Consider the following 14,750-nt stretch of genomic DNA (forward strand, 5'->3'; position numbering starts at 1 on the left):
CATTTCTTCCTATTTTCTATTGTAAAATCGCCTGCGCCGCTTCCTTGCCCTGCCTGATGCAATCCGGCAATCCAACGCCGTCGAAGGCTGCACCGGTAATCCAAATGCCAGGCAATTCTTTCTCCAAACGATCGCGCAGCGCCTTCATGTTCGTCAAATGTCCGACCGGGTATTGCGGCATCGAACGCGGCAGTCTCGTAATTTCAGTAAACAACGGATTGGCTTTAATGCCCATCGTTTCTTCAATATCTCTTCGAACAGCCTTGATCAATTCGGCGTCAGGGAGCCTCACGCTTTCCTCGTCGCCAGAGCGGCCGACGTAGCAGCGCAGCAGCACCCGGTCATCCGGGCTCGTATGCAGCCATTTATTGGAGGTCCATGTACAAGCCGTAATGTGCAGCCCCTCGGAACGAGGCACAACAAAGCCCGACCCGTCAAAATCCAGCCCAAACGTCGCTTTATCAAATGCCATGACCACATTGGCAACCGATACATAATTTATCCCGCGGAGCTCATGGCAATCGGTCAATGGCTCAAGCAGATCGGCCGCATCATAAGCAGGCGCTGTCATGACGATACGGTCTGCCAGCAGGCATTCCCCGCTATCCAGAACAACTTCATAACGTGCGGCTTGCAGCTCGCTCGAAAGCTCATCATGGCTCGCATCCGTGCTGCCCGTATGGCGTTTAATCTCAAGCACCTTCGTGCCAAGACGCCTATGCGCCTTGCTCAGCGCTTGATCAAGCGCGTCAACCAAAGTCGATAAGCCTCCCTTAAAAGTAAGAAAGGTTCCTCCCTTTGCCACTGCTGGGAGCGTGTTCGCAGCGGCACTTGCTTTCCGGTTATGCTGCATGCCTCGGATCAAGCTTCCATGCTTTCGCTCCGATGCTCCGAATTGGGGAAAAGTAGCCTGCAAGCTGAGCTTCTTCAAATCACCCGCATAGATCCCTGCAAGCAGCGGCTCAGCGATCCGCCGCATCACCTGATTGCCGACCCGGCGCTCCAGAAACCCGCCAAGCGATTCATCGCTTTCGTCTTTACGCACAGGGATCACCAAATCCATAAGCGCCCGCAGCTTGCCTCCCCAAGACAATAGCCCTGTTTTGACAAATGGCCCTATTTCCGTTGGGATGCCAAGAACAAGACCGGGAGGCATCGGAAACAATTTTCGTTCATGCAAAATATACGTTTTCTTCGCTCCCGGATTCGTCGTCGTCAGCTCGTTCTCTAAGCCAAGCTCTGTCGCCAAATCTATAATGGCCAGCTTGCGCGCCAAAAATGAATCCGGTCCCTTCTCAATGACGAATCCGTCACGCTGCAGCGTATTTATTTTTCCGCCAAAGGCAGGCGCACCGTCTACGATGGTGATTTCTATGTCCTTGCCTTGCCGCTCCGCTTCCCGCTGCAAATAAAAAGCGGAGCTCAGTCCGCTGATCCCCCCGCCAATAATGACAATTCGATCAGGCTTTCCGATTCTCCGCATCCCATTCATTCCTTCCCGTGGCTATCCAACGCCTCGATGACTGATTCCGCCAACGTTTCCATATAAAGAGGATCGCGATTCAGCATCGCAATGCGATCCAATGTGATTTCCAGCTGTTTCGATGCAGCCTGCGCTTCAATATCCAGATCATACAATACTTCCAAATGATCCGAAACGAAGCCAACAGGTGAAACCAGCACCGCTTTCACGCCCTGTTCCGCAAGCTCAGGCAAGGTTTCCAAAATATCCGGCCCTAACCACGGATCTCTCGTCCGCCCTGCGCTTTGCCATGTGAACTGCCAATCCTTCACATTAGCTGCCTTCGCAACCGCCGCTGACGTTTCCAGCAGCTGCTGCTCGTAAGGGTCGCCAACCTCCCGAATCTTCACAGGCAAGCTATGCGCGCTGAACAGCACCTTCACGTTCTCTTCGCCGTCCGTTGCGGCTGCCAAGCGTCCTAACCCATCCACCACGCGGTCCGTAAGCGCCTGAAGCAGCTTTGGATGCATATGGTATTGCTTGACAAAAGTCATGGCAACCCCAAGTTCCTTCGCTTTCTCTTCCGCGCGTTTAATGTAACTGCCCACGCTCATCGTGGAAAAATGTGGTGCCAGAACAATGCCTACAGCTTCCGTAATGCCGGCCTTGGCCATTTCTTCGACACCGTCTTCAATGTAAGGCTTCGCATGCTTCAAACCCTGGTAACAAACAAATCTTCCGGGAGAGAGCTGCTCGAGCTTGTCCTGCAAGCCGGCGACCTGCCCATTTGTATTTTCACGCAGCGGAAATACGCCGCCCACAATCGCTTCATAACGTCCCTTTAGCTCGGCAAGCAATTCAGGAGTGGGTGCATTTCCTCTGCGGATATGAGTGTAGTAAGCTTCAACGTCATCCATCGATTCCGGCGTGCCGTAAGACATGACGAGTACTCCGATTTGTTTCGCTTGCTGCTCAGACATGACTTGCCTCCTTATCATTGCGTGCTGCGATGGCTTTTTTCGAATAGGATTGCACGAAAGAGGTAAGCTGTGCAAGCTTCTCAATCGATGCTTCAGGGAAAAGGCCATGACCCAAGTTGAAAATAAAGCCAGGCTCCTCTATGCCGCTATCAATAATTTCTTTCGCGTATTCTTCAATGACCTGAATAGGTGCCGTAAGAATGGTAGGATCCAGATTGCCTTGCACAGCAAACCCGTTCGCAAGTCTTCGTCTGCCCTCTGCAATCGATACGCGCCAGTCTAGGCCAATAACATTGGCTTTTACCTGATGCAATTCCGGCAGAAGCTCTCCTGAGCTTACGCCCGGGAAGTAGATTTTCGGCTGCGGCAAGTCCGAAAGCTCTGCAAAAATCCGCTCGATCGTAGGCAATACGAACTTCCGGAAGTCAGCCGGCGTCAATGCGCCAACCCAGCTGTCGAACAATTGAAAAGCTTTGCCGCCTGCCGCAATGTGCGCGCGCAAATAAGTAATGACCATATCGCCAAGTTTGCGCATCAGCTCATGCCATAGCTCCGGCTCGCTGTACATCATTTCTTTCGTTCGCAAATAATTTTTTGAAGGTCTTCCTTCAATTAAATAGCTGGCAATCGTGAACGGTGCTCCAGCGAATGTAATGAGCGGAACCTCAAGCTCACGATCCAGGATACGGATCGTTTCGATAACATGACTAAGATCGCGCTCTACATCAATCGGTGTCAGTCTCTCAATGTCCGCAGCAGAACGAATCGGATTTGCAATGACAGGGCCGATATTAGCAACGATATCAAAATCAATGCCGATAGAGGCAACGGGATTCATAATATCGGAATATAATATGGCGGCATCTACACCCAGCTTGCGGATCGGCATCATCGTAACCTCAGCCGCCAGCTCCGGCTGCTTGCATATTTCAAGCAATGAATATTTCTCTTTTATTTTGCGGTAATCAGGATCGTATCTTCCTGCCTGCCGCATGTACCATACAGGGATTTGATCAACATTTTCCTTCTGGCAAGCCCGTATGAAACGGTCGTTATAAGACATTCCCGTTCCCCATTTCTATGTATTTTCCTATGCTTCCATTATGCCCTTTTTCGTCAAACCTAACAACCGCCGCTCGCCGACTTCCTATGACAATAGTATGACAATCAGCTTGCAGCTGCATGAAGGTCCTATGAACAAAAAGATGACTTTATGACATAGAGCAATCTCGCCCCTATCAAAAAGCCATCTTATCACATTTGCTTTATATTTGCTTATGCTGTCTGCTCTTCGCTGCCATTCTCCAGCTCCTGCTTACGGAAAGCGTCCTTGAATTGCGGGAAATAATAGGCTTGAATGCTCATGCGCAAGGTCAAAAGCGGTTTATCCTTCTTAATAAAAGGATGTGAATACAAGTCTGGATATTCCTGATTCGCCGTTTCCTTAGTCAGCTCTGTCAGGCTCCATTTTTGCAACGTGTACAACCGCTCATAATGATGCAGATTATCGATATACGACAATAGATTCGGCAAGTGCCCGACTACCGTAACCTCAAAGCTCGTCGTGACGGTTCCCGATCCCGCTGCGTCAGTCTCTGCCGATTGTCCTTCTTCCGCTCCGCTTGACTGGGTTATTAGCGTAGGAGGCGCCTCTGATAGCTGTCCCACATCGTTGAAAAAAATAAGATTATTCGAATCGTCTCTCACCACAGGTACGCGATTAGTTAGTTTCTCGAGCTGTTCATCGGTAATCTTTTCATCCGTGTAATCGTTCCTCACGCTTTCCAGTGTTTGCTTCTGCCCTTCCACCCCTTGCTTGGCTTGCTTTAAGCTGTCCAGCTCCGGCAGAAGATAAAGAAATAGCGCAGCAACATTCAGTACCACCAATAGCGCAATCGCGGAAATAAAAATAATTTGGCCTTGAGAAAGGGAAGGCTTGGAGCCGTTCAACTTGATTTGCATCGCTATTCGGCTCCTTTATCGTTAGTAAGCATAATGTCCAGCATCAGCTTATAAACGGATTTTCTCGTCGTCTGTATCGCCTTGCCGCCATCAGTCCCAGATGGAACGATCTCAGCTGTCGTCTGCTCATCCACTTTTTTGTAGAAGCTGGTCAGAGCAACATCTCTCAGCTTACTGTCATGCTCCAGCTTCTTCATATAGACAACGACCTCGTCGTATTCCTTGAAATCGAGCTCCATTTTTATTTTTTGCTGGTCATCCGTACTGATCGATACGATCTTGGTCGTTGCAGGCAAATTTCCGATAATCGCTTCCAAATAAGGCTTCCACTCGGTTCGCGCTTCTTCCAGTTGGGCAATCAATTGCTCAGCCTGCTTATAGCCCTCCACCTTAACTTTCAAATCCCCATTGCTGCGGATGGCGTTAATCTCCTCATTCAGCTGCAAGCTTTCCCGCCCTACGCCGTCCTTCTCCGCGCTCCATGTCATCACATAATAGAATTGAGCAGCCAGCGCAATCAGCGTGATGATCAGCAGCAGCGGCATCAGCTTTGGATTTTTGGAGACGGATTTCTGCTTGGCAGGCAATAAGTTTATTGATTTCATGCTTCCTTCCCCCTCAAAGCCAGTCCAAGCGGCACGGCGTAGGTCGGCACATCCCAGCTTGCGGAATTGCCTGCGACCGACAGCAAGTCCCAGCTAACCAGCGTTACCGGAGGGGCTACGTCTTCATCCATCATAGCAGCGAGCTTAGCCAATTCGGGGATATCGCCGGAAAGCATGATTTTGTTAAATGTTCGTTCACTCTTATTCAAATTATAATAGTAGAAATTCATCAGCCGCTCCAGCTCAGCTATCAAATCCTGGGCAGCGTTGGTGAAGGCCTGTTCTGGGCTGGAATAGCTGTCTAGCCAGCTGTTACGCTCTTCCTCTGCTTCGTTGACCACAGGCTTGAACGATACCTCAACATTACGCGTGATTTTAAAATGGCCTTCGTCAATAATCGTAATTTCCGTATTGAGCTCGTTCACGTTGATGATAATATTGATGCCTTCGGCGTTGATTTTGCCCCATTCAATCAACCGCAATAACGAGAACGACTTGATTTCAATACTGCACGGAATCAACTTCAGCTGTTCCAGCACATCCACATAATCCTGCAAAATGCTTGTTGGCGCCGCAACGACCAACACCTCGCATAGATTGGCTTCTTCTGGGGGCACTTCCCCTACATCCTGCGTTGACTTCGGAAGCTTTATAAAATCATATGAAGGGTCATCAAACGCCATGCTCAGGTTGTTTTTCATTTCAAACTGCACGAGCTTCTTCAGCTCCGCGTTCACCAGGTCCGGCAGCTTAATGCTTCGGACCATCGCCATTTGGCTCGGTATCGCAAAATGCACATATTTGCTCGTAAATCTTCTTGCATCAAGCGCTAACTTAATCGTCTCTCGCAGCCGCTCCTTATCAATCACCTTGCCGTCATCGACAACGCCTGCGGGCAGCGGCCTGGATGAATAATTCAGCAGCCTGATCGACCGTTTGCCCTTTTGCTGAATCTCGCAAATCTTCACGCCGCTGTCCGTAATTTCGATGCCCAGGGTTTGATGCCCGTTCGCTAGTTTTCGCAGTATGGATGGATTCATCTCTTATCTCCCCTTGTGGCAGCATCCTAAAATTTTCTTATTTGATGCAAAAGCTTTCTTGTCTTTGGCCGTTATCCAGCCCGCTTACATACCAGCTCTCTGCATATTGCGAATTGAAATTTGTCGTGCCTCCGACATAAAAACCTTTCATTTGATTGCTGTTCCAATCCTTCGTAACGTTATGAAAGGTTGCATCCTTAAATACCAGCAGCATATTTCCAATATCCAAGCTGCCATTCAGCGTCCAATCGTTAAATTTCAGATTCGATTTGCTGATTAAATTCTCACCAATTTTAATTTTGGTTGCCGATTGAACGGTATTTTTAAAAGTAATATCTCCTTTAGTAACCAGCGAGCCCGTAATGTTGAACGTTTGTTCCAGCGTGCTCTCCACCGTAAAGCTGCCTTCCACGACCAAATTGCCTTTGACATTAAAGTCATAAACCGTGTTTTTCAACTGAAGATTTCCTTTAATAAACATAGACCCGCCAACCTGAAAGTTTCGGTTGATCACATCGTAAAAAATCATATGGTTATTCACGATAACATCCCGGCCAACGACAAAGCCGTAAACCGTGTTTCTGAATTCAAGCAGTCCATTTACCTTTAAGGACCCTCCAATAGCAAACATCCCTGGCACGCCTTGGCTTTGCTCTGAAACTGGATTCAGGAACAGCATGCCGCCTTGCACGGCTACATCCTTTTTCACGTCAAAGCTTGTAATGCCGTTCGTCGCTTTAATGCTCCCTTTTACAGCCATGCCGCCGTTCACATGCCAACGGAGGACTGTGCTGTTGTAATTAATGTCGCCGTTAACGATAATATCGCCTTTGACAATAAAATCTTTAAGGGTATTGCTTACCGTTACGTTTCCGCCTACGATTAGATCCCCTTCAATAACAATCGTTTCATTAACGCCGCCTTCACCGATAACGACATTGCCTTTGACGATTACATTTTTGTTGAATGAAATGGTCTTCGCACTTTTTAGTTCTCTAAATCTTAAATTCCCTCCGACGCGAACATCTCCGCTGAACACAATCTGGGCATCAACAATATCTTTAAAATATAAATCTCCATTTGCGACGACTGAATTTCCATTACTATCCGCATCGATGATGACATTCTGGTTAATGACAGTGCTAGCAGATCCGCTAATGTTCACATTGCCCGAATTGATAATGGCTGGCCCGGATTGAAACTTCGACACGTCAGCCGATGTCACGGTACTTGCCAAAGCTGCTGGCTGACTAAAGCGGCTATCCGTAAACACATTTTGAAAGGCGCCTGCAATCGTGCTGGAAGATTGATTAATATAATAGTCGGCCGTAGCGCCAAACCATTCTTGAAATTGCTGATCAGTAAAGCTGTTTAAAATATGCGACAGCGGCAAAGCTTGTCCTGTTGCTGGCGAGATGTAGCATGCAGCGAACAGCTTATTGTTTTGCGCTGTTGTGCTATTTTTTAACAATACCTTATTGCCTGTACCCGGGGCCGGAGCCGTTGGGGTTGGCGTAGGTCCCGGTGTCGGGGTTGGCACAACGACAACCGGAGGTGCGGTAGCCACATGAAGCGGCAGCAGCTTATATTTGACTTTGCTGACCCGCACCTGATTGGCTACTCCGGCGTTCGCTTCAAAGGTGACGGCTATCGGTTGGTTTGAGCTGTTGTTTAGGATGGTTGCCCGCACGTTTAATCCGTCCATCCCATTGATGACGCCTACTAATCGTTCAATGTTCGCTTTCGTATTGTTGGCATCATCGAGCTTCTTCATATCCTCGTACATTCTGGCGAAGATCGTCATGCCGGAATGGGCTTCCGTAAACGACTTCTCAGAATTTGCGTTCGTTTTGGCTTGCAGCAGTCCAATATTCGTACTCATAGCAAGCGGAGCGACAACAATGGAGAGCATGACAATAAAGCCAAAAACCAGCATTAATGTCCCGCCCTTTTCGGACTGTATGTATTTAATCATTGCCTTTTCCTCCTTAAGCATATTATTCTATGAGTAAATCAATCCGACTACTTTACTATAAAGGAGCTGCCCGATGCGGAATCAGAAGGGGTTAACATTGATCGAAGTCATGGGCTCGATCGTCTTGCTAGGTATCGCCGTTCTAGGCATCACCTATATTTTGCAGCAATCCTCCATCGATACGAAGTCCAATGAGAAAACAGATGATGCCGTAGTTGCGGCTCGTAACGTGATGGAAGAGATCAAGAGCAAACTCAAATCAAACGTTGCAGATACAACTGTCTATGGACAAGCCCTATCGCTTTCCAATCTTCGCAATCGTTCGTCGGCCACCTTGTATTACCCAAGCTCTACCGATCGCCGTTACGAGCTGGTCGTCCACTCTTATGCAACTTCGCTAGGAACGGTACCGATTACAGATACGGTAAGCTCCAATCTGGACACGATATTCCGCAGGGTGACCGTCACCAGCAAGGAACTATCCACCTCGAAAACATTTGAACTTGAAGCCTACATCGAATACCATTAGAGCGGAAGAGGTGAGCAAGATGCACAAACGATTGAAAAATGAAAAGGGACTCACTCTCGTAGAAGTAACCGGTGTGCTGGTACTTTCGGTCGTCATTTTAGGATTTCTAATCTATCTTCTGAATTATTCCAATACGAGCCTTCAGCAAGTGTCCGCTAGAGAGAAAACGCTGCAGCAGTCACGCGATATTGTCAGTCAGGTTGTCAAAACCGTCCGCGACGGCTATGCCCCTTCTCCGCTGGTTAGCAAATCAAGCAATTTGCGATTGGTCAGCGCCGATAACGACAAGGCCGTTGATTACAGCTACGATAGTGCTGCCAAGTCTTTAACTGTCATCCATCGATCCATTGACGGCAACGGAGTTCTCTCATCCCCTACCTCCAGCTATACCTTCTCGGACAAGGTCGAGAGCATCCTGTTTGACGCCAAAGACGGACGAATCGAAATTACCTTGGAGATGAAGCTGCCCAACCAGCAAACAAAGAAAACATCTACCGTTGTTTATACCACTCAGCGGATTAGCTAAATGACAGCAGTGACAAATACCACTCAATCAAACCGTTCCCCCAGTAATACGCCGCTAGCGCTCCTAGGGCGATATAGGGGCCGAACGGTATTGTTTTGCCTCTGGCCTGAGCCCCCGTTGCTATTAAAGCGAGCCCACCGATTAATCCAAATAAACTGGCGAGAAACAGACTAAGCAAGGTCAGCTTTACGCCGAGTATTAAGCCAATGAACACATAAAGCTTAATATCCCCTCCGCCCATCGTCTCCTTCTTCAAAATCCAACTGCCAATCACGGCTATGAGCAGCAAAGCTCCGCTGCCAACTAACGCAGCAATTCCATAATGCAATAACGGAAGCGGATGAACGAATAATCGGATCATAACGGCTCCGATTACCCCGGCCGCCACCACTTTATTTGGAATAATCATATCGGTCAGATCGGTTTGCACGATGATGACGAGAATGCAAATAAAAAATAAAACGGCAATCAATTCGAGCTGCCAGCCGATCGCGTAAGCTGCATGCGCAAACAAAACCGTCGTAATCAATTCGCCTAACGCATAGCGCCATGCCAATGAAGGCTTGATTTTCCGTTGGTTAATGCCGGACATGATCTTTTTAATTATCAGTATAAGGCCAAAAAAACGTTGTTTGGTTTGCTTATTCGAAGCATACGCTTGCGGGTTCACAGACTGAAAGGTTGTGTCCCACTGGATGGCTATCGCACTAAGAAAGCCGCTTACAAGCAATCCTAAAAGGGCGAAAACAAGTATATAAGGTGCGGTCATTTACTCTCTTCCTTGCCGGGAAATTTATAGAAAGGCAACCCTGGTGGGTTGCCTTTCTAATGAATAATTATGAACCTGATGTTGCTGCTTTGGTAACTGATACTGTCCAACCATTCGTGTCCTTTGATCCCGTAATTGTTCTTACTTTTTTATCATTAAATGTTACTTCCGTATTCAGGTATCCAGCTGTTTTAAGTTCAGATTGAGTCACATTAGCAGTACTTCCAGCCGGTTGAGGTTCAAGTTCCATAAAATAACGCAATGCCGCTTCCTCAATCATTTGTTCACTTGCAGTATCTGCTTTTGTCTTTGATTTTTCAATCGTCCCACCAATAGCCGGAATAGCAATCGCCGCAATAATCCCCACAATAACTAGTACAGCCAGCAACTCGATAAGCGTAAGACCCTTTTGATTCCGTTTCAATGCCATCAACATAAACATTCTCCTCTCAATTTGTGAAGCAATTTTTGTAACACCTGTAAAGCTATATTAATAGGACAGCATCATACGCCTGTGCCTACTAACATTCCATTCTCTATCATGGCTAGTTTCCAAGATAAAGAGACTAGCAACCATAGGTATAGCAGCTCTGAGCAAGGGGTACATCTATGCTCAGAAAGTTTTTTAGCTTCAGCTTACAAATAGCTCTGCATCATTTTGAACGTTGGCATCATGACCGCCATGACGATGACGCCTACGACGCCCGTGAGCAGAACAATCATCAGCGGCTCCAGCAGCGCCTTCAGGCGGTCCGCCATCTGGTCCACGTCCGCCTCATAGAAATCGGCGACCTTGTCGAGCATGTCCTCTGTCGCGCCTGAGCGCTCGCCGATCGCGATCATCTGCACGACCATGGGCGGGAACAGCTTCGATTGCTTTAGAGGCTCTGACATCGTCTCCCCGCTCAGCACCTTTTCCCGAATATCGGAAATGACCTTGCCGATCGCTTCGTTGCCAACGACGTTAGAGACGATGGACAACCCCTGCATAAGCGGAATTGCCGCTGCAATCAAAGAGCTGAATGTGCGCGAAAACCGGGCGATCGCCTGTTTATGCCACAACGTACCGAACACCGGTATCTTAAGCAACCAATAGTCCAGCTTTTGCCTGCCTGCTGCCGTACGTCTAATGAGCTTCCATACGATAGTGGGCACAAACATTGCTGCAATCACAATGTACCAGTAGCCCTGCATAAATTCACTGACGGCCATGACGATTCGCGTTGGCAGCGGCAGTTCGATTCCCATGCCTGCGAAGCTGGTCACATACTGCGGAATGACAAACAGCATCATAAAAATAACGACAAGCACCATCATGACGAGCATGACTGCCGGATATACCATGGCTGATTTGACCTTTTCTCTCGTGTTGCGCTCTTTCTCGAAAAATATAGCGAGCCGATCCAGCATCGTATCCAGGTTACCCGCTACCTCGCCGGCTTGTACCATGCTGACGAATACAGAGGTAAACACAGTTGGATAAGCAGCCACCGATTCCGAGAATTGCTTGCCTCCCCGCATCTCCTCGGCAATCGTAACGAGCAGCTTGGACAAGGTTTTGCTATTCGTCTGTTCGCTGAGAATTTGGACGGATTCAACCAAGCTCACGCCTGCGCGGTACATCGTAGCCAGCTGCCGGCAAAACACCGTAAACTGATCCATTTTGACCCTTGGACCGCCGAACGAAATATCCTTGTATAACGTCGTCTCATTCGTATCTAAAATATCCGTAACCCATAAGCCCTTTTCACTTAGCGCCTCGCGGGCGCGCTGCATCGAATTGGCCTCCAAGACGCCCATCGATTTCTTGCCGCTGGATGTGACCGCCTTATACCGGTATTTCGGCATCGAATCCACTCCAATGAAACTCAATTGTTAATCTTAAAGCTCCCCAAAACCGAACAATGCTTCCCGCGCATCCTGGATTTTCACATGCCCTTGGTTAACGAGATCCCTCAGCGCGTACTCCATCGTCTGCATGCCTAGCGCCTTGCCCGTTTGCATAACCGAACGGATTTGATAAATCTTCTCGCTGCGGATCAAGTTAGCGACGGCTGGCGTATTCGCAAGCACCTCGAAGGCAGCCGTTCTGCCTTTCCCGTCAGCCCTCGGCAGAAGCCGCTGCGAGATAACGCCTAACAACACCGCCGCCAGCTGAATTCTGATTTGCGCCTGCATGGCGGGAGGAAATACGTCAATGATTCGGTCAATCGTTTGCGGAGCATCCGCCGTATGCAGCGTTCCAAATACGAGATGTCCCGTCTCGGCAGCGCTGATGGCTGTACTAATCGTCTCTAAATCCCTCAATTCACCGACGAGCACGATATCAGGGTCTTGCCGCAGCGCAGCCCTGAGCCCATGGGAGAAGGATGGCGTGTCGAGCCCCACTTCCCGCTGGTTGACCATCGATTTCCGATGATCATAAATGAACTCAATCGGGTCCTCCAACGTTATGATATGTGAGTTTTCCGTTCGATTGAGATGGTCAATAATGGAGGCAAGTGTCGTTGACTTCCCGCTTCCCGTAGGTCCAGTAACAAGCATCAAGCCCTGCGGCTTCTTAGCAAACTCAGCTGCTATGCGCGGCAAGCGAAGCTCTTCCATCGTTGGAATGACGCTCGGTACGATTCGGATCGCAAGCCCAACGCTTCCTCGCTGCTTATAGGCGTTGATTCGGAACCTCGCTAGGCCAGCAACGCCATAAGAAAAATCAACGTCGCCATTTTGCTGCAGCGTCTCATACCGCTCGTCCGTCATAAACTGCTTAGCCAGCTCAAGCGTGTCATTTGGTTTTAACAACGTATCGTTGATTGGCTGCAGTTCTCCATGAATACGAAAAATGACGGGTGAGTTAACCGTAATGTGAATATCGGATGCTTGTTTTGAATGAGCTAAATAAAGCAATTCCTCTGCCTGCATGGACAGCACCCTTCCTGCTGAACGGTAACCTTTTACTCGCCATGCCCAAGAACACGAAACACCTCGGTCACGGTCGTATGGCCTTCAACGGCCTTCTGCAGACCATCTGCCAAAATCGGGATCATTCCCTGTTTTAGCGCATGCTCGTAATACTCGTTATCCGACCGCTTTGAAATAATTAATGAACGAAGCTCGTTGTCAATCATTAGCACCTCATGGATCGCCAACCTTCCCTTATAGCCGGTTCGGCCGCATTCTCCGCAGCCTGCTCCTTTGTATAATTGTTCAGTTTCGATCCCGTGGCTCGTAACAAGCTCCAGCTCTTTATCAATTGGCGTGTAACGCTGCTTGCAATGGGTACAAATCCTTCTTACCAGCCTCTGGGCTACGATACAATTCACCGAAGAGGAAATGAGAAACGGCTCGACGCCCATATCGATCAGTCTTGTTATGGAATTGACCGCATTGTTTGTATGTAACGTACTTAGAACAAGGTGACCGGTCATCGCAGCCCTTACGGATATTTCCGCGGTTTCCGAGTCCCTGATTTCTCCAAGCATGACGATGTTCGGATCCTGTCGCAAAATAGCTCTCAGCCCTCTGGCGAAGGTTAACCCGGTAAGGGGATTTACCTGCACCTGATTGACGCCTTCAAGCTGATACTCTACCGGGTCCTCTACGGTGATAATGTTGACATCATCTTTGTTCAGATGCGCAAGCGCGGAATACAGCGTTGTCGACTTGCCGCTGCCGGTTGGTCCCGTAATCAGAACGACCCCATAAGCCATCTCGATGCTTTTACGAAAAACCTGCTCGTTCCGCTCCGAAAGCGCCAGCTTCGAGATGTCAGCGAGTGAGTTGCCAAGATCCAACACCCGAATAACGACTTTCTCCCCATGGATCGTTGGCAGCGTAGATACCCGGACATCCACCTTCCGAAAATCGATGTCAAGCTCTACCCGTCCATCCTGTGGAAGCCTTCGCTCGGCAACGTTCAGATTGGCCATTATTTTGATACGTGCGACGATAATGCCGTGCATATTGGGAGGAAGCGTCCTCTCCGTCCGCATCACACCATCAACCCGGTAACGGATGCGGAAGCTCCCATCCTGCGGGTCAAGATGAATATCGCTCGCTCCGAGCTGAACGGCCTGTGCAATCACTTGATTGACGGTCTTCACGACAGGCGAATCTTCATCCTGTATCGCATGATCCTCGTCTATATCCTTTAGCTGCAGGTTTTGGCTAATCTGCTCAATCGTATCCTGCAATCCGTAAAAACGATTAATCGCACGAACAAGCTCATCTTTAGATGCAATAACCGGTTCGATTCGAAGTCCCGTAGCGATCCTGATCTCATCAATCGCAAAGTAATCCAGCGGATCGGCCATTGCAAGAATCAGTCTATTGCCTTCCATACGAAGCGGCATGACGCAATGCTGGTCAGCTAGCTTCTGTGAAATTAATTGAATAATTTTCGGATCAATTTTCTGGCGATAAATTTGTACATGCGGAATGCCAAGCTGGAATTCCAGCGCCTCGATAAACTGCTGCTGCGTTATGTAACCTTTGGAAATGAGCACATCTCCGAGTCTTGTCTTTAATTCCCGCTGTTGAATGAGTGCCTGCTGCAACTGCTCCTCGGTTATTACCCCGGACTCGACTAGCAAATCTCCTATTCGCTTACGGGCTCCTGACATCATTCATCACCAACTAACTGATCATAGATTTGCAAATAAAGTAGAATGCGCCGCAAACATGTTGAAACTTGACTTAATTAAAACAAGGAATAGAACTCCTGTCAATGACTTAAGACCTATTTTTACTTTTTTTAAATAAGTATATTTTACCATTATTTTTTGTAAGCATTTCCACTTAATCACTTAGAACTAAACGATATTTTGCGACTAAAATACCATTTGAACTTTTTGTCGAAACTTGTCTTAATTTTACTACAATTCGACAAAAAATGAAGAGTCCAAT

Annotated in this window: 14 protein-coding genes; 2 read left to right on the forward strand and 12 right to left on the reverse strand. The window is 48.3% G+C overall.

Features of this window, described 5'->3' with window-relative positions; translation table 11 throughout:
* Positions 1-16: 16 nt before the first annotated feature.
* The 7 genes from hemG to E0496_RS32945 form a co-directional block, all read right to left on the reverse strand.
* Positions 17-1,483: a protoporphyrinogen oxidase gene (hemG, locus tag E0496_RS32915; RefSeq protein WP_141506150.1), complete on the reverse strand. Its 1,467-nt coding sequence runs from the start codon at positions 1,481-1,483 to the stop codon at positions 17-19.
* Positions 1,484-1,488: 5 nt separating this feature from the next.
* Positions 1,489-2,442, reverse strand: a complete 954-nt coding sequence (gene hemH / locus E0496_RS32920; protein ID WP_141506151.1) for a ferrochelatase — start codon at positions 2,440-2,442, stop codon at positions 1,489-1,491.
* Positions 2,435-3,505: a uroporphyrinogen decarboxylase gene (gene hemE / locus E0496_RS32925; protein ID WP_141506152.1), complete on the reverse strand. Its 1,071-nt coding sequence runs from the start codon at positions 3,503-3,505 to the stop codon at positions 2,435-2,437. The genes hemH and hemE overlap by 8 nt, the downstream gene beginning before the upstream one ends.
* A 212-nt stretch (positions 3,506-3,717) precedes the next feature.
* Positions 3,718-4,404 carry a hypothetical protein gene (locus E0496_RS32930; RefSeq protein ID WP_141506153.1) on the reverse strand — a complete coding sequence of 229 codons (687 nt, stop codon included), beginning with the start codon at positions 4,402-4,404 and terminating at the stop codon, positions 3,718-3,720.
* 2 nt (positions 4,405-4,406) lie between these two features.
* On the reverse strand, positions 4,407-5,009 hold the full coding sequence (locus E0496_RS32935) for a hypothetical protein (RefSeq protein ID WP_141506154.1): 603 nt from the start codon (positions 5,007-5,009) through the stop codon (positions 4,407-4,409).
* The gene (gene pilM, locus E0496_RS32940; protein WP_141506155.1) at positions 5,006-6,049 is read right to left on the reverse strand and encodes a type IV pilus biogenesis protein PilM; all 1,044 of its coding nucleotides are present in this window, start codon (positions 6,047-6,049) and stop codon (positions 5,006-5,008) included. Before pilM ends, E0496_RS32935 begins: the two co-directional genes overlap by 4 nt.
* A 37-nt stretch (positions 6,050-6,086) precedes the next feature.
* Positions 6,087-8,024 carry a bactofilin family protein gene (locus E0496_RS32945; protein WP_141506156.1) on the reverse strand — a complete coding sequence of 646 codons (1,938 nt, stop codon included), beginning with the start codon at positions 8,022-8,024 and terminating at the stop codon, positions 6,087-6,089.
* 73 nt (positions 8,025-8,097) lie between these two features.
* Here E0496_RS32945 and E0496_RS32950 point away from each other — a divergent pair, with 73 nt between their 5' ends.
* Together E0496_RS32950 and E0496_RS32955 are read left to right on the forward strand one after the other, a co-directional pair.
* Positions 8,098-8,553: a type IV pilus modification PilV family protein gene (locus tag E0496_RS32950; RefSeq protein WP_139992376.1), complete on the forward strand. Its 456-nt coding sequence runs from the start codon at positions 8,098-8,100 to the stop codon at positions 8,551-8,553.
* A gap of 19 nt (positions 8,554-8,572) precedes the next feature.
* Positions 8,573-9,079, forward strand: coding sequence for a type IV pilus modification PilV family protein (locus E0496_RS32955; RefSeq protein WP_141506157.1), 507 nt, complete (start codon positions 8,573-8,575; stop codon positions 9,077-9,079).
* On the opposite strand, the gene E0496_RS32960 is transcribed toward E0496_RS32955, so the two are convergent.
* The 5 genes from E0496_RS32960 to E0496_RS32980 form a co-directional block, all read right to left on the reverse strand.
* Positions 9,072-9,848 (reverse strand): prepilin peptidase, encoded by a 777-nt coding sequence (locus E0496_RS32960; RefSeq protein ID WP_141506158.1) that lies wholly within the window; start codon positions 9,846-9,848, stop codon positions 9,072-9,074. The two genes, E0496_RS32955 and E0496_RS32960, sit on opposite strands and share 8 nt — an antisense overlap.
* A gap of 67 nt (positions 9,849-9,915) precedes the next feature.
* Positions 9,916-10,284: a prepilin-type N-terminal cleavage/methylation domain-containing protein gene (locus tag E0496_RS37095; RefSeq protein ID WP_141506159.1), complete on the reverse strand. Its 369-nt coding sequence runs from the start codon at positions 10,282-10,284 to the stop codon at positions 9,916-9,918.
* A 200-nt stretch (positions 10,285-10,484) separates the two neighbouring features.
* Positions 10,485-11,696 (reverse strand): type II secretion system F family protein, encoded by a 1,212-nt coding sequence (locus E0496_RS32970; protein WP_141506160.1) that lies wholly within the window; start codon positions 11,694-11,696, stop codon positions 10,485-10,487.
* 33 nt (positions 11,697-11,729) lie between these two features.
* Positions 11,730-12,767 (reverse strand): type IV pilus twitching motility protein PilT, encoded by a 1,038-nt coding sequence (locus E0496_RS32975; protein WP_141506161.1) that lies wholly within the window; start codon positions 12,765-12,767, stop codon positions 11,730-11,732.
* Between the two features lie 32 nt (positions 12,768-12,799).
* The gene (locus E0496_RS32980; protein WP_139992388.1) at positions 12,800-14,467 is read right to left on the reverse strand and encodes a GspE/PulE family protein; all 1,668 of its coding nucleotides are present in this window, start codon (positions 14,465-14,467) and stop codon (positions 12,800-12,802) included.
* Between the last annotated feature and the right edge of the window lie 283 nt (positions 14,468-14,750).

The sequence above is a fragment of the Paenibacillus luteus genome, assembly GCF_006542765.1.
Lineage (GTDB): Bacteria > Bacillota > Bacilli > Paenibacillales > Paenibacillaceae > Pristimantibacillus > Pristimantibacillus luteus.

Bases quoted from the DNA above. Each gene is read 5' to 3' on its own strand.
- hemG (WP_141506150.1), bottom strand. From the start codon at position 1,483: ATGCGGAGAATCGGAAAGCCTGATCGAATTGTCATTATTGGCGGGGGG.
- hemH (WP_141506151.1), bottom strand. From the start codon at position 2,442: ATGTCTGAGCAGCAAGCGAAACAAATCGGAGTACTCGTCATGTCTTAC.
- hemE (WP_141506152.1), bottom strand. From the start codon at position 3,505: ATGTCTTATAACGACCGTTTCATACGGGCTTGCCAGAAGGAAAATGTT.
- E0496_RS32930 (WP_141506153.1), bottom strand. From the start codon at position 4,404: ATGCAAATCAAGTTGAACGGCTCCAAGCCTTCCCTTTCTCAAGGCCAA.
- E0496_RS32935 (WP_141506154.1), bottom strand. From the start codon at position 5,009: ATGAAATCAATAAACTTATTGCCTGCCAAGCAGAAATCCGTCTCCAAA.
- pilM (WP_141506155.1), bottom strand. From the start codon at position 6,049: ATGAATCCATCCATACTGCGAAAACTAGCGAACGGGCATCAAACCCTG.
- E0496_RS32945 (WP_141506156.1), bottom strand. From the start codon at position 8,024: ATGATTAAATACATACAGTCCGAAAAGGGCGGGACATTAATGCTGGTT.
- E0496_RS32950 (WP_139992376.1), top strand. From the start codon at position 8,098: ATGCGGAATCAGAAGGGGTTAACATTGATCGAAGTCATGGGCTCGATC.
- E0496_RS32955 (WP_141506157.1), top strand. From the start codon at position 8,573: ATGCACAAACGATTGAAAAATGAAAAGGGACTCACTCTCGTAGAAGTA.
- E0496_RS32960 (WP_141506158.1), bottom strand. From the start codon at position 9,848: ATGACCGCACCTTATATACTTGTTTTCGCCCTTTTAGGATTGCTTGTA.
- E0496_RS37095 (WP_141506159.1), bottom strand. From the start codon at position 10,284: ATGTTGATGGCATTGAAACGGAATCAAAAGGGTCTTACGCTTATCGAG.
- E0496_RS32970 (WP_141506160.1), bottom strand. From the start codon at position 11,696: ATGCCGAAATACCGGTATAAGGCGGTCACATCCAGCGGCAAGAAATCG.
- E0496_RS32975 (WP_141506161.1), bottom strand. From the start codon at position 12,767: ATGCAGGCAGAGGAATTGCTTTATTTAGCTCATTCAAAACAAGCATCC.
- E0496_RS32980 (WP_139992388.1), bottom strand. From the start codon at position 14,467: ATGTCAGGAGCCCGTAAGCGAATAGGAGATTTGCTAGTCGAGTCCGGG.